The sequence below is a fragment of the Halalkalibacter kiskunsagensis genome (genome assembly GCF_037027555.1).
Classification (GTDB): Bacteria; Bacillota; Bacilli; order Bacillales; family Bacillaceae_D; genus Halalkalibacter; species Halalkalibacter kiskunsagensis.
The window spans coordinates 17,562-37,525 of record NZ_JAXBLX010000044.1 but is presented as its reverse complement, the minus strand read 5'-3'; the positions used below and the strand labels follow the sequence as shown (position 1 = coordinate 37,525).

Below are 19,964 nucleotides of genomic sequence, written 5' to 3'. Positions count from 1 at the left end.
TTCTCTACTTGCATACCTGGATAGTAGTAGTGATCAGCGAAACTTGTGATCGTTCCTTCTTCAAAGTGTACTTGTAAATCTGCAACTGTTGGATCTTCTTGGAAGACATTTTCTACAGCTGAGAATAGCTTCTGCTCATCAATGTAAAATTGAACGTTTTCTTCTTCTAATAAGAAGTTAACAAATGTCTTCGCTTCTTCTGGATGGTTAGCTGTTGCTGAAATGGTAAGAAGCGTATCAACACCAGAGACTAAACGATTTTCATCAGCGTTGTTTGATGCAGGCAAGGCAAAGGCCCCTATTTCAATATCCGGGTTTGCTGTTTCAACTTGACTAATTGCCCAAACCCCTTGCATGTACATCACAGATTCACCATTAGCAAATGCTGAGTTAGCTTGATTATAGTTCGTTCCGAATACATCGTTATCTGTATACTCTAAAAGAGTTAGCATTTTTTCTGAAACTTCTTGATAACGATCAGCAAATGTTGTTTCTTCTGCGTGTCGCTTTTCAAAGAAGTCGTCCCCATGAAGATTAGATGCTAGCGCATTAAATGGTGGTAATGCCGTCCACGCTTCCCCATAAGCAGAGTAGAATGGCGTTTCTCCTGCTGCTTCAATCACTTCCGCTACCTCGATAAGCTCATCCCATGTTGTTGGAATTTCTAACCCCAACTCTTCAAATTTTGTTTTGTTATATAAAACCGTGTTTGCGTTTGTAGAATGTGGAAGTCCGTTCGTCTCTCCGTTATCTGCCAGTTGATTGATCATATCAATATAGGCTGGAATGATATTGTCCTTACTTTCATCGTCAGTAAAATCAACAAAAGATCCTCCACGTGCCATTTCACCGTATACACTGTTTCCATTCATTGCCACAATTTCTGGAATTTGATTTTGCGATAAACGAGATAAGAGGACAGTATCTGACTCTGGAACATTATTTTGTTCAATTTTGATGTTTGGATGTTCTTCTTCAAATTTCGCGATTAATTGATCGTACGTACCTACTGCTTCTGATTTAAATTGAAAGAATTCTAATGTTACTGTGCCATCATCAGCGCCACCATTTCCTCCACCACAGCCAGCTAGTAAACCAACTGCTAAAAATCCTGACATAACCGTACCTAATAATTTTTTCATTTTATTTACCCCCTATATTAATTAGATATTGTCTTAATTCAATGTTTTTATCACTACAACGGTTAAACTCTTATTTTCCTTTCACCTCCTCTTAATACTATTGGAAATCGCTCAAAAGAGTAAACGTTTACGTAAAATAATTTAAGAAATCATAAACATTTTTATTGATGTTTATGTTAGATTATAATTATTAACTACATAGATAGAGAAAACGTTTACGTAAATTACTAAAAAAAATTCAATTAACCTTCTTCACTGTTTTACGTTCAATAATATTGTGCGGTATTATTCGACTTTCAACAGTTTCACCTGTCACCAGCATGTCTAAAAGTAATTCTGCACTGAGTTTTCCCATCTCGTACAACGGCTGTGCTAATGTGGTAAGAGGTGGAATAGACATTTCAGCAACTTTCAAGTTATCATATCCAATGATTGATAACTCCTCAGGTACATGAATACCCATTTCAAACGCATCAGACATGGCACTAACAGCTAATTCATCACTAGCTGCAAAAACAGCTGTTATATCTCTTTCCTGTTTTAAAAGTTTTTGGAGCATCCCACTACCATTTTCAAAACTAAACCCAGGTGTAACAACAAGCTTCTTTTCATCAAATGAAATTCCATGATCTTCCAGCGCCTGTTTATACCCTTCAACTCTGGGACGACCAGCAATCTTATCAGCCATATCCCCACTAATCATCCCAATTTTACGATGACCTTTTTGGATCAGATAGCTTACAGCACTATAAGCGGCATGTTTATCATCAACTTTTACATATGGAAGCGGAAAACGATAAGATTGGGTTGCAACTAACACGACAGGAATCTTCATTTCCTTAAGCGTTTTATAATACGCCTCCGTTATCACTGCACTAGTAAAAATAATACCATCAACACGCTTTTCATTTAATAGCTGTAAATACTCCATCATTCGATTGCCAGATTCACCAGTGTGACAGACAACGATGCTATGTCCCCTGTTATGAGCAACCTCTTCAATACCTTTTAAAATATCTGCTGAAAACATACTCGAAACATCTGGAAACAATATCCCAATTGTTTGTGTTCGCTTATTGATTAACCCTCTTGCAACAGCATTTGGTTGGTAGCCAAGTTCGTTAATCGCTTCCATAACGCGTTCCTTCGTTTTCGCTGAATATCCCTTTTGCTCATTTAAGATACGTGATACAGTTGCGATTGACACATTTGCTTTTTTTGCAACGTCTTTAATTGTTGGATTCATCTTTTCACCTAGTTAAGTTTAAATAGAGTAAACGTTTACTAAAGTGATATTATAATGGATAAAAAGAATTGTCAAGCGCTTTCAACATAAGTTTCTGTGTAGGAATTACGGATATGGGTTGTTTTTTGTTTACGAGTGTTATTCGTTGCTAATTGGTATGGTTAAGAAAGTTTGCAAACCAGGCAGCAAGCCACCTGGTTTGCTCTTTTTATTAGGCTGTTTTCGCATACTTTGTTGTTTTTATCGGTTAGGAGAAGTGACGTGTTCGTTCCATTGCGCTACAGCCACTCGCTTTCCGCGGGGAGGTGCCGAGCCTCCTCGGCTACGCCTGTGGGGTCTCGCCCTTTCCTCTATATCCCGCAGGAGTCGAGTGACTTCCGCTCCATTTCACTATGAGGAAATAACCCTATTCAAAAGCAACAATCATTACGAAAACAGCCTTTTATTAATATTTCTTATCTCCAATTGTGACACCATTCGGCTTATAATGAATTTTAATATTCGTGATACACTCAGATGCGCCTGTGTTAATCCCTACTTGCTGTGCTTTTTGAATCAACTCAAATACTTGGTGCAAGTTTCCTTCAACGACCGTCTCCATAGGACCAACGTCATATTTTAGACCAGAGTCTTTCACGACCTCGATGATCTCTGGAATCATTCCATCCGTATTCACATCTTTTCCATCCGGTAAAACTTGAAATCCAGCTGTTACTGTTGCCATTTTCAATCATCCTTTCTAGTCATTATACTTAATATAGTTTTTAAATCCTTGAGTCATACTTTGTAGTCCAACCTACTCTTCAATAAGGCTTAGTTATGCACTCATTACGGCCATTTTTTTACAGCTATCCTACTTTAATTAAACTTCGCATCTGCAAGTATTCGATCTAACTCTTCCATATGATGTGTTTCATCGGCAATCATATCTTCAAGCTTCACAACGAGTTCCGTATGACCTAGGTCAGCAGCTTGTTGCTTACGTGTTTCATAACGTAAAATCGTATTTTTTTCCGCTTGCCGCGCTTCTTCCAGCATTGCTTTCACATCAAAATGTTGCTTAACTTCTGCTGGTTTTGTTGTCGGAGTGCCACCAAGAATTTTGATTTTTTCTGCTAAATAGAGAGCATGTCCTTGTTCATCTGAAATTTCCGCTTCGAAAAAGGGTTTTAACGTTTGTCTGTATAAGCCAGATACAACCGCTGCATTGTTTGTGTACATAATACTTGCTGCATATTCATTTGCTAAATCTTCATTTAACCCTTCAATTAATTCGATCATTTTCTTATCCATCTTCTAAATCATCTCCTCGAGTATTTGTCTCTATCAACTGACTACCCTGTCAGTCAATAATCAAACCTATTCTACCTAATCATTCTTGTCTGCTAACTCGTTTAAGCCAACCAGGCGAGCGCCCTCTCTCTTTCACCAAACTCAAAATGTTTCACGTCAACTCCAGGTACAAAATTACTAAGTTTGGAGCTAACCTCGATCCATTTTTTATCCGTGAAAACTGCGATCTTCTGAAACTCTTTCCAATGTTTGGCACTAAATTTTAAATCTTCTATGATCGCCTGCATAGAGCACCCCTCTATTTCATGAACAGCTATCAATAGATTCTCCTTGTGATTCTGCGTAAGTTCCTGTTTAAATTCTGTTTCAAACTCTTCAATATCTTCTTTCGTGATCTTTCCATTTACAACTACTTCCATGACTGTGTCTAAATTGTTCGGTTTTATCGTAATCATCAATAGAACCTCCCTTTTTTAGCTGTATTATTCTACTACCCACTCTGAAAATTTTAAAAACATCTTTTTTTGGGAGGTACCTGGTACCTCCCGATTTCCCACTTAAAAACACCCGACCATCAGTGGTCAGGTGCTTATCGGTTACGACTGTATTCTTTTTCCAAATTGTTAATTTGCATATCGCGCTTCCCAGTTCATCATTAATTGAGCTTTTCTACTTTACTCCTAGTAATTATGATTATAATAATCAGGGAATTGACCCGAACCTTGTCCGAACGCGTATCCATGATGTGAATGATCAGCCTGATGATTCTTTGCATGAGACTGATGATGGGCGTGCTGCCCGTGAGCTTTGTGATGCCCGTGATGGTAATGCTGATAATAGTTATGCCAATGGTGTTCATGTCCGTGATGATAACTCGGATGCCCAAAGTGCCCATGCCCGTAGCCAGGATATCCTTGATAAAGGCCCGGATGGTGCCAAAAGTGTCCATGAATTAGTGGAGAAAATGGTACGCTACCTTGAAATGAAGCAGTAAACATCAAATCACCTTTTCCTAAGAGATACGATATCCTATTGAACAAGATCGGGATAAGAGCTTATCCTTATGGAAATTAGGCATTGGCGTATAGAGGTACCCTTCCGCCAAATAATAGATGAACATAATAATTGAAAAATAAAGCATTTAGAGATAACAAAACACTAAAGCAATGGCTTTAGTGTTCTGTTCGTTTTTGGATATGAAAGCGGCCAAGGAATTCTAGCAACTAGGTTATGCAACTATTTATCAATTATAGATACATGTTGCCGTATCAGCTAACCTTTCTTTCATTCTATTTTTCAGTGTTAGATATTCACTTCCAACATTTATTACTTCTCTAGCCTTTCAAGTTTCTGAGCACTTTTTCACTAAGCTGAACCTATTCTACCTTTGTTCTTTTTGAAAGTTCAACAAGTAATTCAATACGTGATGTTCCACCTTTTAATAGAACCTTACCATTTGGTAATATGATATCAGACTTCCCTTTCTCAATTTCCTTTTCCTCTTCTTGTTCTTCTGTTAGCCCTGTTAAATCAAATTCCGTAATAGGATCAACCGGAACATTCACATTATCCAAATTGATATGTCCCCAGCCACCTGTTGCTTTGTCGACAACTTTTACATATAACTCTTCTCCAATATACTCAGATGCATCAAAGCTTACTCTCCGATATTGTTCAGAGTTATGACCAGTTGCTTTCATTAAATATTCACCGTCAGATGATCTCACTAATGCTACATAAAGCTGATCAGGAATGTTTCCTCCTGCTACTAAGAAGTCAATTTGACCATTGCCACCTAAAATAAAGTTTTGTGACTTCATGACTCCAGTGGCACCATCTCCTCCGTGATCAGGATGGAAACCCCAATAATGATAATGGTTCGGGTCAACAGCTGTATGTGCTTGGTTGAACGGACCACCCCAGCCCCAATCATAACGATTCGTAATATGCTCATCTGTAAAAGCATTGCCTTCTACGATCCAACCAGAAAAGTCTCCTGTTTGGAAATCGTGATTTGGTAAGGTAATAGACTCTGGAGCTTGTTCAACATCTGGCCAATGTGCTGGTACAGTTTCTCCATAAGCAGAGCCGAGTTCCCATACTTCCATTGACTTAATTGTCACTTGTCCGTCTTCACTCCATAACTCCAATCCAAGAGCATCAGAGAGCGTCGGATACACTCTTGAGGTAAGGCTCTTATAGCCATTCGCATAAGCTTCTACCATTGATCGGTCTAAATAAATGTGAAGTTTCAAGTTTTCTCCATCTAGCTCCATCACATCTCCTTGAATCCCTTTACGAACATCAGGATCTAAACTAGACTTGTTTCGATCAATCGAATACATCGAGTTCTCATAGTCATAATAGATCAGTGTTTCCTCTTCTCCATTTTCACTACGTCTCACTTTAATTCCAAATTCACTTGCATTATGATTTTCTACTTCAAGAATAACCTCTAATAAATCTCCTTGAACGTCTGATAAGAGCTTATTTGCTTTAGAGATCTTTTTATTTTCAAATGAAGCTACTTGCTTCATTCGAAGGTCTTGTAACTCTTCAATTGGTTCAATTCCAAGTTGATTATTTTCTCGTAACGTAAGGCTTAATGGCAACCCAGCATTATGGGCCCAACCCGCATTATGTTGCGCTTGTTCCGAACGTTTCCCTTGAGCAATACTAAATAAAATGGAACGATCATCAGGGTCGACAAACCCGCTTGGACCAGTGAAATGCTCACCCTTATCAAATATTCTTGGCTCAGTGTGATCAGGAGTAAATTCAAGGTTTTCCTTATCCCACGTTCCAATCCAATGCCATACATATTTTACGTTGTGCGGGCTATAGCTTTCATACCATGGATTAACAAAAAGGACATGTTTGCCTGTCTCATTTCCGTCTTTGTCATTTAGAGGTAAGAATACAGGCAACTCCCATACTTGTCCTGTTTCAGGATAGTTCACGTAATCACCAACAAAAAACGGCTTTTCGTATGTCCAATTTTCTAAGTCTGTTGACGTATAAAGAAGGGCTGTACCACCTACACTGCTGTCACCATTTCGAATCCCAGAACCGACTAACTGATACCAAGTATCGCCATCTTTCCACACATATGGGTCTCTAAATTGTCCGTACCAAACCTCGCCTTCATCGGCGTGTAAATTAGGCTCTTGAACCGTTACAGGCTCATCATTCATTACCCAATTTGGTAAGCTGATATCCCCGTCTTCAGTAAAGGTACTTCTTGCAAGTCCGGTCATTTGATTTGGAACTTTGCTATCATCACCAGCTGTAAACAATAGAACAGGTAGACCATCTGCATCAAACGTTGCATCTCCTGACCATACTCCATCTGGGGTAACAGAGCCTCCATCCGGTGCTAGAGCAACAGGCATATCCTCCCAATGAACCATATCATCACTAACAGCATGTCCCCAATGAATATGGCTCCAATACGGTCCTTGCGGGTTATGCTGATAAAAGAGATGGTATTTTCCATTAAAATAAAACGGAGCGTGCGGCTCATTCATCCAATGTTCAGGTGAAATAAAGTGATACTGCGGTCGATGACGATCTCCGTCAAAACGACTACGATCCATTTCTAACTGCGGAGTTGGATGCTCGCCATTTTCAAAAGAGCTTACATAAGTGTTATAAACCTCATTCACTTTCTCTTCACTAAATGACTCACTATAAATTTTCACTTCATCCATCAATCCATTAAACATATTTGCTGCAAACGTACCATTAATAATCGCTGGATGATTATGCTTCCCAATAATAAGCGGCTCTGTTGACGGCGTAATATTTGCATTTAATGGCGTTTTTGTCGTTCCTACTGCTTCTCCATTTAAATACAATGTCAACTCACTCTTTTGCTTATCATATGTTGCGACGATATGGGACCACTTAAACTTCTCTAACGGCTTATCTTCATCTGCCCAAAGTTCAATCCATTCCCCGTTCATGCCGACTTCAAATGACCAGCTCCCATGTCGACCCATTCCTAATGCAAAGCCTTCATTTTTGCTCGTATTATGCTGGTTCACAATCATCGACTTTTTGCCTTCATTTCCCCATTCATACGCTCTTGGCGCTACCCAAGCTTCAATCGTGAGGGCATCTGTCACTTTTGCGAACTCCGTTGCTTCTCTTTGAACATACGTAGAGTATCCGTCAAAAAGCAAACTACTGCCATCAATTCCATCTCTCCAAAGAGGATCTGTTGAAGGTTTATCTACTGCGTCATTAAAAATATACTCTATTTTTTCTTCAGATCCCGAAACGTCATCTTTCGTGATTTTACCTTCTCCTTCGTCAAAAGACCATTGAGCAACGATTCCATGTTTTAACACTCTAAAGTCATCAACATTAATATGTGACCAGCCTCCAATCTTGTTATTTACGACTTTCATGTAGACTTCTTCTCCAATATAATCAGAAGCATCCCAAACGACTCTGTGGTAAGACTCACCTTGAGCGTCATCCCAATTCTCGTTCGTAGCCTTCATTAATTCTTCGTCGTTCTCTGCCCTAACAAGAGCAACATACAAGTTATCAATATCATTGCCTCCACCAATTAAGAAGCTAATCTCACCTGTACCAGCTAACTCAAAGTGTGAAGATTTTAGAACACCTGTTTTATTGTCACCATCGTTTTGTGCACCATGAAGGTGATATACTCCAACATGATTAAACGGCACATCTTCCCAATAAGCTTCTTCATTTGTTACATTTTCATTAGCGAATGCTTCTCCTTCAACAACCGTCCATCCAGTTAAATCTCCTGTTTCAAAGCCTGGATTTTCAATCTCATTAGGAATAACATCCTCACTTGAATTTAACACGTTAAAGTCATCAACATTAATGTGACCAAATCCACCAGAATGTCTATCAACGACTTTAATAAAAACCGCTTCACCTAAGTGCTCTGAAGCATTCCATGACACTCTACGATATTGCTCTGTATTTCTTCCAGTCGTTCTAAATAACTCTTCTCCAGTTGCAGCGTTAACCAAAGAAACGTATAGATTCTGATCGTCTTGTCCGCCTCCTACTAGGAAGTTAACAGTTCCATTTCCATCTAGCTTAAATAAGCTAGATTTCATCACACCTGTACGGATGTCAGAACGATCATCATTATTTGCACCTGCAAAACCCCAAACATGGTACGCGCCTTCTTGATTAAACGGTCCGCCCCAAAATTGAGTTTCATCAGATACAACCCCATTAAATGCACTTCCATACGTAATCCAACCAGTTAGATCCCCCGTTTCAAAACTTGCATTTTCAATGTCAGTTGGTAAATCATCAACATCAATTTCATTAGGGTAATGACCATAACTTCGTTTAAAATCATTTTTGTAACCTGGTGTAAATTCAGAGCTATTTAATTGATAGATTTCTAGATTTTTTAGATGAATGGTTCCGTTATCGGCAAATAGCTCTAATCCTTTACTAGTTGGATCAGGGAAGATTTGTTCCGTAAAGACAGTCTCACCATCGTTAATAAACACTTCGACAGAAGAACGATCCACAAACATATGCAGTTTTAACGTCTCAGCATTCATTTCTAACGAAGCCGTATGTTTTGCAGCAAAATCAGGATGGAAATCTACTATTCCTGAATTTTCACGATTGACATATGCTTCTTTCTCATCAACTTGATAGCCAATCGCTGTATATTCTGTATCGCTTTTTCTTACGTGAAAGCCTACCTCATTGGCAGTCGTCTGCACAAGATCAATTTCTGCAATAATCTCTAACGTATCCCCTTCAACACCTGATAGGAGGTCATTTGTACTTTCTACCGTCTCATTCTCCCAGCTTACTTGTTCTCCACGTAACGATTCTAACTCGTTCACTGGAGCTTGCGCTAAATGAATTCCCGCATCCGTTTGTTCTAACCTTAACTCTCGAGGAAGTGTCATCGCACTTCTCCAAGGATCGGTTGGTGTATCCCCAGCATACTTTGGCGGACTCATCCATCCAAGCAAGATCGGGCGTTCATTTGGTGTGTTACTCCACGTCACGCCTGCATAAATATCTGCACCATAGTCGAACCACTTAATTTCTTCCTCATCTGGGGTGAAGTTCTCTCCATCGAACTCTCCAATAAAGTAGCCCATTCCTTGTCCACCAGTTGGACCATTCGCTACACTTGTAATGAGAACCCATTTTTCTTCTATTCCGTTTTCAGTTGCTACAGGTAACTTAATTAGATCGGAACATTCCCATATTCCAAGGTCTCCATTAACCGCTGGATTTTCAAAGCGACTTACCTTTGTCCACTCTTTTAAGTTTGGTGACGTATAGAAGTCAACTTGTTTTCCACTAGCTATAACAAAGACCCACTCATTGTTGTCCTCATTCCAAAATACTTTCGGGTCTCTGAATACACCTTCTCCACCACTAGTCACTTTCGTTTCTTCTGGCATATCTATAACAGGGTTCCCTTCATACTTTTCCCATGTTCTTCCTTTATCGTTACTGTACGCTAAACCAACCGTTTGGTTATCATTACCTAATTCATAAGAAAATATCGCTACTAATGGCGGCCCACTGCCATCGCCAAATCCACTTGTATTGTTCTCATCAACAACCGCACTCCCTGACCAAATGAACCCGTTTTCATCTGGATACAGCGCTATCGGCATATGCTCCCAGTTGACTAAGTCTGTACTAATTGCATGACCCCAATACATCGGTCCCCATACTTTATCCGTTGGGTTATGTTGATAAAACAAATGGTATTCTCCATCCAAATACACCATACCATTTGGATCGTTCATCCAATTTTTTTCTGGTGTGAAATGAAATTGTGATCGAAACGCTTCATCATAATAATCTCCAGGGATATTTTCAGACGTTTCCTTTTCTTTAGGTGTTTCTGTTTCTTCTTCTGATTCTTCTCGTGCTTCCTCCTCTTTAGGCACTGCGTCTTCAGCTCCTTCCTTTTCAGGCGCTTCTGTTTCTTCAATTGTTGCCGGGGACAAGGAAATAGCCTCTACTCCAACTGTCGGTACCTCATCATGGTAGGTAAAAAAGGCATCTGCAAACAGCAGCCCCCAATCTTCTACGGCGTTATCGACTAGTTCGATATATAGATTCCTGCCAAGATACGGCGTTAAATCTGCTTTATATTGTACTAGATTTGCTAGATTCATTCCTTCTTCAATACTAGGGAAATGACAATCACAAAATTCTGTATTTCCGTATTGGGCTAGTAACTTATCTATGTCAGCATCGTAAATATTGATATGGACAAGCTCTGGATTCGCACCTCCCCCTAATTTAAAAGTCATCCAGCCTGACCCATCTAACGTAAAAGTCGATGAACGCAAGATTCCTGTTTCCTTCTCAGGAAGCGCCCAACCATTTAGAAAGTACTCATCTTCTTGATTGAATGGAATTTCTTCATCCCACCACGCCGTTTCATTAGACACACTTTCCGGACCGAATGCATCTCCTTCTACAACTGTCCACCCTGTTAAATCCCCTGTTTCAAAACTAGGATTTTCAATCACGTTAGGGAAATTATCACTTTCATTTGTCACTGTTTCAGCAGAAACTGGATACATCAAAAATGGGTGACTTACTAATAAAATTGTCAGAAATAACAGCATAAATCTCCTAAACTTCCTTCCATTCATACCCTTCTCCTCCTAGTACTATTTTATAGAAGCGCTTTCATTTTAATGTATAATGCAAGCGGTCACGTAATCGTTTGGTAAAATTAAAAATAAAAGCAAATGATCATTATTGTATTCAATAAAAAGTTGCTTCTATTACACAACCTTAGTCCAGTAACTTACCGAACTAAGGTTGCTTATAACCATTTTTTAAATTTCAGACAGACTTTTAGAATGAACAGGTTCGCACCCAACACTTTCGTTTAAACTCCATTTTTTCAAGCTCTTAATCGAAACCGTCCCCTCAGCAAAAAACTCAACCCCAGTTGACGCTTGCCCAGGGTAAATTCTTGATGTCATAACTTTCTCTCCACCATTAACAAAAATTTCGACAGAGGATTGATCCATGAAAATTCGTAAGTGAAGCTCGTTATCCTTTAACTCAACAGGCGCTTGACGAATACCATCTAATCCTTTTCCTGATTTGTTGCGATCCAGCGTTAGAAAGCCTTCAGCCAAGTCATAACGAACAACCGTTTCTTCGCCTTTCTCTTCATTTACTCGTAACTTCAAACCAAACAAAGAAGCATCTTTTGCATCGATGACTACGTCAAGCTCTATGCAATCACCAGATACCCCTCCTAGTACTTTCTTCCCTTCAAAAATTACATTTTCATATGCCGTTAGCTCATTTCGTAATTTCTCCACTTCTGGCATCGGTTTACTTATGATCTTCCCGTCCTGAATGAATAACTGCCGAGGCAACGTCATAGCTCCAGCCCAGTTAAACTCTTGTTCTGGCATATCACTTTCCCACATCGCCATCCAAGCAACCATAACTCTTCTCCCTTGATCATCAATGGTCGTTTGAGGAGCATAGAAATCAAAGCCATAATCAAGAAGTTCAAAGCTGCCATGGTCTAGCTTTCCACTCTCATAATCTAGTTCGCCAATGACGTAACCCGACTGATGAAGATTATGATAGAGGTAATCTTCAGGCTCCATTCCTTGTGGTGACATCACAAGGACATCATGACCATCAAGATCGAAAATATCTGGGCACTCCCACATGAAGCCAAAGTTGCCTTCTCCTTTTGCTACTACATTTACAAACTCCCATTCTATTAAATCATGAGAGCGGTAAAGCAGAACCTGGCCTACCTCATCCTTCGTTTTATTCCCAATCACACAGTAATAATCGTCTCCACGCTTCCACACTTTCGGATCTCGAATATGATGTGGATGAATATCCCCAACAGGCGCAGCGCCAATCACTGGGTTGTTTGCTAGTTTTTCAAAATTCACTCCATCTTCACTAACAGCAAGACACTGAACTTGCTCTAAGTCTGTATCATGATTATCCCCTGTCCACTTATGGCCGGTATACATCAGATACAGTTTTCCTTCCTTTTCGATCGCACTACCTGAAAAACACCCATCTTTGTCATACTCTTCACTTGGCGCAAGGGCAACCGGAAGATGCTCCCAAAATGTTAAGTCTTTGCTTTTCACATGGCCCCAGTGCATCGGACCCCACTTTGCAGAATAAGGATGGTGTTGATAAAACAAATGATATTCGCCATTGTAAAAACTAAAGCCATTCGGGTCATTGATCCAATAGGCTGGAGAAGATACATGATACTTTAGTCGCCACTGATTCGTACCGACTTCTTCTTTTACTTGATTAATCGATTTTGTTGCTTTTTCAACTGCTTGCTTATGTCGTGTCATATGGTACCTCCTTGATATCCTTCTTTACGCCTTAATCATCTTTTCACTGTAATATCGGTAAACCTTCATGTTTCTTTTTTTGTTCACGCTCAAAAATCGGCGATAAAATAACCGCTGTCCACATTCCAATAAGACTCACACCATAAAATGGAATCATTCCCGGGAAAGACCTAATAATCAAATACAAAAGACCGAACCCTGCTACTAATACCCCTGTACGAAGCGGATGCAAAGCACTCGTTATAAATGACATTTTGAACGTATTCCATACTCCTTGAGAATGATGTGAGAAAACCGGCAATACATAAAGAACAATCATGCTATAAAACACGAACAACACGATCACTCCATACTTTAAGAAGACGTGTAATAAGCCATCCATCGCTTGAATGATATAAAAATTTGCAATAAGCACTGCACCAACCATGACAGCAAAGCCCATCAAAATATTCGCTTTTACAAATGACCTTTTAAATACAGTAGCGAAATACGGCACAACTTTACATTCTTCTTGGTTGATCCAACGATTAAGGACGGATAGCATGGCAACTGTTGCTGGGAATATCCCAAATAGTCCGAGACCAACCAAAGTAAATAATAGCCATAATAGATTGATTATGGCTAGTTTCATTAACCAGTCACATACTTTGTATATCCCGCCTGTTATTCCACCTACTTGCATATCCGTCACTCCCGTTCTACTTTACTTCACTTAATACTGGCAAAGCTGGTATCGCACCGCGGTTTGTCGTTGTGATCGCCCCACATTTACTCGCAAAGTGAACCATCTCTTTTACCTTCTCTTCATCTGTTAAAAATGATGCTAGATCCTTATTCTTCGTTTCTTTTTGTAAGAAGTATAGCAACCCGCCAACAAAAGCATCTCCTGCGCCTGTTGTATCCTGCGCATCAACCTTCACTGCGGCAACCTCAAGAGCAAAGCCTGTTGTATAAACACTCGATCCAGAAGAACCTTTTGTCACGATGACAAGTTTGTTCACTCCTCCAAACAACCCACGAACAGCTTCTGTTTCATCTTCTACACCGGTTAAAAAGAAAAGCTCCTCATCACTGACTTTGACGACATGAGCACGGTTAAAATAACAAAGAATGCTCTCTTTTGCCGCCTCAGCATGATCCCAAAGCGCAAGACGAACATTCGGATCAAAACTTATGATTAGCCCTTTTTCTTCGGCAATTCGAAGTGCCTCAACCGTCGCCTCTTTCACAGGATTATGGATTAAAGATACAGATCCAAAGTGATAGATATCCCCTTTTTCAAACCACGTTTCCTCCACTTCGTTAGCAGTCAACATCATATCAGCAGATGGATCACGGTAAAACAAGAAATCTCTTTCACCGTTTGCTTGATTCGAAACAAATGCCAGCGCCGTTTTGTACTCATCACTTTTTAAAAGATAACGAGTGTCAACGCCTGTATTTTGTAATTCTTCATAAAGAAAGTGACCGAACGCATCATTGCCAACCTTCCCGATAAAACACGCATCTCCACCAAGTTTTGCTATAGCTGCGACAACATTCGCTGGCGCTCCGCCTGCCGCTTTCTCAAATTCCATTACTTCCTTTAGTGATTTCCCTTTTTCTTTTGGTACAAAATCGATTAACAGCTCACCTAAGCTCATAACCTTCCCCATTGCAAGTCACTCCCAATCGTCGTTACAACTACATTAGTTTTTCGAACCTGTATGCGCTAAACCTTGAACGTAATATCTTTGCAAGAAAATAAAGATTAATAACATCGGAATCGTTGTGACAGTAAGTGCTGCCATTACTTGTCCCCACTGGATAGGTGGTTGATTCATGAAGTACTGCAAACCAATTTGGATCGTTCTCATCCGGTCCTCAGTCGCTACGACAAGCGGCCATAAGAAATCATTCCAGTGGTTAATAAACGTAAAAATTGCAACTGTGGCAAAAATTGGTTTCGATAGTGGCACAACGATCTTGAAAAAGATACCAATCTGCGAACAACCATCAATTTTCGCCGCTTCTTCAATCTCTTTTGGAAAGTCTATAAAGAACTGTCTAAAAAGGAAAATACTAAAGGCATTTGCGATAAACGGAACAATTAAGCCAGTATACGTATTGACCCAGCCAAGATCATAAACAAGGACATACAGCGGTAAGAAAATACTTTCTGGTGGAATAATCAGTGTCGCAATGATGACGGCTAACCAGAAATGACGTAACGGAAAATTAAAACGTGCTAATGCATAACCCGCCATTGAATTAACGACTAACCCACAAACCAGAATTCCGATTGTATAAATTAAGCTATTTAACATATAACGGAACAAATCAACACGTTCGAATGCCGCGATATAATTGGCAAAATAGCCTCCCTCTGGTGGCGCCGGTGGTAAAAATGCCTTGATCGATCCGATATCCTGAAAAATTTGAAATTCATTTTTTAATGAAGAAACTAGCATCCAAATAAGAGGAAATAAGAAGATGAACGCTAATAACGTCATAAAAAGGTAAAGAATCGTATTTTTGATTAATCTACTCTTTTCCATTACGTTCAACCCCTTTCCTCAGTAACGACCTTACGTTGTATGATCGTAATAATTAATACTAATATTGTAAAAACGACTGCCATCGAAGACGCATACCCAACATCCCGATAGTTAAAACCAGTTTCATAAATATGGTAAACTAATGTTTTCGTTGACCCTAATGGTCCACCTTGTGTCATAATCATCGGTTGAACCAATAACTTCACAGCAGCAATGGTGATCGTAACGAAAATAAACACTGAGACATTTCTTAGACCTGGCAATGTAACATTCCAAAATCGTTGCCACGGAGTTGCTCCGTCAATCGAAGCAGCCTCATATAAATGCTTCGGAATATTTTGCAATCCCGCAAGGAAAATCAACATTTGAAACCCTGCCCCTTGCCATACGGACATAACAATAATCGAATTCATCGCCTGATTTGGACTCGTTAAAAAAGGTTGTGGCGAGATGCCGAACATTCCCAACATTTCATTAATCAAACCCTCATTTGGGTTATATAAGAACGTCCATAAAATCGATACAACAACTAACGACATTACGACTGGACTGAAATATGCGGTACGGAATAATACTTTCATTTTTAATTTCTGATTAATTAATAAGGCCAACCCTAACGCGACAGCCATTTGAATTGGTACAACTAGAAGTGCAAAATAGGCTGTATTTTTAAATGCTTGCTTAAACTCAGCATCTTGGAAAATATAAGTGAAATTTTCTAATCCAATAAATTGTATTTGATCAGGTTTTAATAAATAGAAATCTGTGAAGCTATAATAAAAAGCCATTCCCATTGGATAAAGCAAAAAGACACCTAGTAGTACTAAAGCAGGTAGTAAAAATAAATAACCATTGATCGTTTCTTGTGACTTTTGAGAATTGAAGTTAAAACGTACTTTTGGTTTTATCTGACTATTCGTTTTCAAACTTTTATCAGTTTTCATTACCTATCACTCCACATCAGGCATTTAACAGTACTAGAGGTTTGAATCCGCGTCTAGTACTGAGTGTGTTCATTCTCGTTATGAGTTGCAGCGGTTCCGCTCATTGCTTCGAGATTTTTCAAAAAGGTAAAATGCGACCTTTTTCTGGGTGTTGCAATGGCTTCACTCGCTGCGCGTCTTCTATGAGAAACCCGCTCATAGAAGACTTAAAACCTTGCAGCGGTTCCGCTCATTGCTTCGAGATTTTTCAAAAAGGTAAAATGCGACCTTTTTGAAAAATCTCTTCTATTTGTTAAATCGGCGAAGTTCGCGTTCTACTCGTTGAACTTGTTGATCTAGGGTTGATTGTGCGTCTTCACCAAGTGCCACTGCGTGAAATGCTTGTGCAAATGCGTCTGTTAATACAGGGTATGCTGGTGTCGTAGGACGAGCATGTGCTGTATTGACAACTTGGTCACGCATTATCTTTTTCGGTAACTCGTTGTATGATTCCATGCTTTCAAAAGCAGATTTACGAGCTGGAGGCATTCCTGTTACTTCAGATAATCCAATCGTTGACTCTTCATTTGTCATCCATTGCATTACCTTATACGCGGCTTCTGGATGTTCAGCTTGTGACGAAATTGCATAAGCCATACTACCTGATGGAGACTTTGGAACGTCACTATATGGGTAAGGCATCATCCCATAATCAAGATCCGCACTTTCAGCAGAGACAGCAATCCAAGGTCCACCTAGAGCCATTGCAGCTTTTCCTTCTTCAAATTGTGTTTCTGAAGGGGTAAGTGTTACGACGCCCTCTTCGAACAAGCTTTTCACATATTCAAGCGCTTCAACACTTTCTGGCCCGTTTAAATAGCCATCAACCGTTGTTCCATCTTCAGAAATTAGCGCTCCACCATTTGACCAAACAAACGGTGCACCCATATACGTGTACCACTCACCAACTCCATAGTTCATAAAGAGGTTAAGTCCGAAACGATCTTCCGTTGTTAATTGTTTAGCTACGCCCATAAACTCGTCCCACGTCCAAGCATCTTCAATCGTTGTTGGTGCTTCAATACCTTCCGCTTCAAAAATTTCTTTATTGTAATAAAGGACAACGGAAGATTCCATCGCACCTAAAGAGTATAACTCACCGTTGTACGTACCTTGTTCAATAATCGAATCAACAAAATCTTCTTTGTCTTCATCTGAGATGTAATCAGTTACTGGAGCAATAATCTCTGCATCTGCATAACTAGCAACAAAAGGACCATCAAGCGCTAATACATCTGGTAGATTCCCAGCAACTAAAGCCGCGTTCAAGCTGTCATTGTACGAGCTACCGCCATCATCCATTACAACCTCAACATTGATTTGAATCTCACCTTCATGAGCTTCATTAAAATCTTCAATACGCTGTTTATTGTAGTTCGTCTCATCTTCACCAGATTGGTGAATCCACATATCTAGTTCAATCACTTCAGCAACCTCTTGTGTATTACCATCCTTTGTGTTATCGCTTTCCATGTCATCATTTGCATTTGAAGCATCCTGATTATTATTACAAGCTACTAACATCACACTAACAATAAGCATTAACACAAAAGCTAATTTAGCTCTACTCATCAGTAATTCCCCCTATATAATTGTTTTTTCAAAGCCTTAGGAAACTAGCAACCTTCAAATTTTAAAGTGTACTTTCACACCTCCATATGTAAGAGCTTACACAAAGTATATATCCACAACTAACAATATGTCAAACGTTTTCATATTATTAAATCACATGTTTTTTTCTTATTTTTAAATAAAATCCAATGAAATCAACAATTACACAAGATATATCTATATTTCACTTCACTCAAAAACTCATAAAATCGGATGAATACGTATAAATTTAAGGTTACGTTACCATTTATTAAACTAATTCTACCTTTTTTGCTAGTTTAACGACTAGAAAACTATGGTAAGTTATGATACAACACTAATTATAGTGCATTTTCCATCCTACCCAGTACTGATAAAACAACATGTCATACGTTACCACATTTATGTTACACTTGTTAAGGAAGTTATAAGATTAGATTGACATGCGAGAGCTATTTCTTTCTCATTCGATTCCTTTCTGCTATTTTTAAATAAAAGCATATGTCATTTGAATTCTTAATAAAGGAGATAACTATGGTAAATATAAAAGATGTTGCAAAAAAGGCTGGCGTGTCCGTCACAACCGTTTCACGTGTGCTTAATAATAGAGGCTATATTGGCAAAGAGACACGCAAAAAAGTCGAAAAGGCCATGGCTGATATTGATTATTCTCCAAATCAAATTGCTCGCGCACTGCAAAAAAGCCAGTCTTATCTGTTAGGCGTGATCGTTCCCGACTCCGAACATCCTTTTTTCGCTGAATTAATAAAAAACATTGAAATATTCGCTTACAAAAATAACTATAAAATCCTGATCTGCAACTCGTTAGATGAAGCTGAAAAGGAAACGAAATATATAGGAATGCTCAAGGAAAATCGAGTCGATGGGATTATTATGTGTAGTCAAACATTAGATATAGAAGAATATCGTAAGGTCAAGCTTCCAATTGTATCCTTTGACCGAATTATGTCAAACAACATCCCTTATGTAGGATCAGATAACTTTAACGGAGGGACGATTGCAACTCAGCATTTAATTGAAAGCGGTTGTAAATATTTACTTCATCTATCTGGCCCACTCGATATCGATGTGCTGCCAAATAGGCGTGCCGATGCCTTTAAACTGACCTGTATGAAACATGACATTCCTTTTAAGGTGATTGAGCAAGAATACAGCAGAAAATCTTTCTCTTTTTACAAAAACTATGAGAAATTTATTGAAGAACAAGTAGCCCATGAGCTTGCAAAGTATGATGGCGTATTTTGCAGTAATGATATGCTGGCATACGCTTTGTATATTCATGCCAGGAAAAACAACATTCACGTACCTGAGCAGCTTAAAATTGTAGGTTATGACTACACTTCCTTTACACGGATGCTTCAAAATCCAAAGCTCACAACAATCAAGCAGCCAGCAGACCGCCTTGGACGGGAGTTATGCTCAACTTTAGTAAAGATGATTGAGGACAAGGAAGGCGACAAGCCGAACAACACGATTATTGATGTCGAGCTGATAAAAGGAGAAACGACGTAATGATCAGGTGCTTTGATCGGGCACTTGCCCATGCCGCTTTAACGCAACACCTCACTGGTCAGACACCTTTTCATAAAGACAACTACATGCCGCATGAAGAGCGGCTGATCAATTGAAAGTTTATACCGAAAAGAAGTAACCACCTACTCTTGGTCGGAGTGACGGGCGGTTACTTCTTTTTTGGTGACTAGCGCGATGATCGCTATGCGATTAACATTGAAATGATCAATATACCAAATTGAAATAGGGTATTCATTGCTTCAAGATGGGACTGGGAACCT

14 protein-coding genes are annotated in these 19,964 nt (G+C 39.3%); 2 read left to right on the top strand and 12 right to left on the bottom strand.

Annotation, left to right across the window (positions count from 1 at the left end):
- The 5 genes from SLH51_RS19760 to SLH51_RS19740 form a co-directional block, all read right to left on the bottom strand.
- A partial coding sequence (locus tag SLH51_RS19760) for an ABC transporter substrate-binding protein (RefSeq protein ID WP_335963228.1) occupies positions 1 to 1,142 on the bottom strand: 1,142 nt, incomplete at its 3' end.
- A 238-nt stretch (positions 1,143 to 1,380) separates the two neighbouring features.
- A complete protein-coding gene (locus SLH51_RS19755) occupies positions 1,381 to 2,388 on the bottom strand; it encodes a LacI family DNA-binding transcriptional regulator (RefSeq protein WP_335963226.1) in 1,008 nt (335 codons plus the stop codon).
- A gap of 445 nt (positions 2,389 to 2,833) precedes the next feature.
- Complete coding sequence (locus tag SLH51_RS19750; RefSeq protein ID WP_335963224.1) at positions 2,834 to 3,112, bottom strand: thiamine-binding protein; 279 nt, start codon at positions 3,110 to 3,112, stop codon at positions 2,834 to 2,836.
- Positions 3,113 to 3,246: 134 nt separating this feature from the next.
- Positions 3,247 to 3,681: a ferritin-like domain-containing protein gene (locus tag SLH51_RS19745; RefSeq protein WP_335963222.1), complete on the bottom strand. Its 435-nt coding sequence runs from the start codon at positions 3,679 to 3,681 to the stop codon at positions 3,247 to 3,249.
- Positions 3,682 to 3,782: 101 nt separating this feature from the next.
- Complete coding sequence (locus tag SLH51_RS19740) at positions 3,783 to 4,136, bottom strand: SpoIIAA family protein (RefSeq protein WP_335963221.1); 354 nt, start codon at positions 4,134 to 4,136, stop codon at positions 3,783 to 3,785.
- Positions 4,137 to 4,258: 122 nt separating this feature from the next.
- Here SLH51_RS19740 and SLH51_RS19735 point away from each other — a divergent pair, with 122 nt between their 5' ends.
- Entirely contained in the window at positions 4,259 to 4,675 is a 417-nt protein-coding gene (locus SLH51_RS19735) for a hypothetical protein (protein WP_335963220.1), read from the top strand.
- 382 nt (positions 4,676 to 5,057) lie between these two features.
- Here SLH51_RS19735 and SLH51_RS19730 read toward each other — a convergent pair whose 3' ends face one another.
- From SLH51_RS19730 to SLH51_RS19700, 7 genes are all read right to left on the bottom strand, one after another.
- Entirely contained in the window at positions 5,058 to 11,330 is a 6,273-nt protein-coding gene (locus SLH51_RS19730) for a GH32 C-terminal domain-containing protein (RefSeq protein ID WP_335963219.1), read from the bottom strand.
- Positions 11,331 to 11,519: 189 nt separating this feature from the next.
- Positions 11,520 to 13,040, bottom strand: a complete 1,521-nt coding sequence (locus SLH51_RS19725) for a glycoside hydrolase family 32 protein (protein ID WP_335963218.1) — start codon at positions 13,038 to 13,040, stop codon at positions 11,520 to 11,522.
- Positions 13,041 to 13,083: 43 nt separating this feature from the next.
- Positions 13,084 to 13,722 carry a YesL family protein gene (locus SLH51_RS19720; protein WP_335963217.1) on the bottom strand — a complete coding sequence of 213 codons (639 nt, stop codon included), beginning with the start codon at positions 13,720 to 13,722 and terminating at the stop codon, positions 13,084 to 13,086.
- Positions 13,723 to 13,738: 16 nt separating this feature from the next.
- Positions 13,739 to 14,695, bottom strand: a complete 957-nt coding sequence (locus tag SLH51_RS19715; RefSeq protein WP_335963215.1) for a PfkB family carbohydrate kinase — start codon at positions 14,693 to 14,695, stop codon at positions 13,739 to 13,741.
- 33 nt (positions 14,696 to 14,728) lie between these two features.
- Positions 14,729 to 15,577, bottom strand: coding sequence for a carbohydrate ABC transporter permease (locus tag SLH51_RS19710; protein WP_335963214.1), 849 nt, complete (start codon positions 15,575 to 15,577; stop codon positions 14,729 to 14,731).
- 5 nt (positions 15,578 to 15,582) lie between these two features.
- A complete protein-coding gene (locus tag SLH51_RS19705; RefSeq protein WP_335963213.1) occupies positions 15,583 to 16,521 on the bottom strand; it encodes a carbohydrate ABC transporter permease in 939 nt (312 codons plus the stop codon).
- 285 nt (positions 16,522 to 16,806) lie between these two features.
- On the bottom strand, positions 16,807 to 18,132 hold the full coding sequence (locus SLH51_RS19700) for an ABC transporter substrate-binding protein (protein WP_335963212.1): 1,326 nt from the start codon (positions 18,130 to 18,132) through the stop codon (positions 16,807 to 16,809).
- 552 nt (positions 18,133 to 18,684) lie between these two features.
- On the opposite strand from SLH51_RS19700, the gene SLH51_RS19695 reads away from it, so the two are divergent.
- Positions 18,685 to 19,683 (top strand): LacI family DNA-binding transcriptional regulator, encoded by a 999-nt coding sequence (locus SLH51_RS19695; RefSeq protein ID WP_335963210.1) that lies wholly within the window; start codon positions 18,685 to 18,687, stop codon positions 19,681 to 19,683.
- The last annotated feature ends 281 nt before the right edge of the window (positions 19,684 to 19,964 follow it).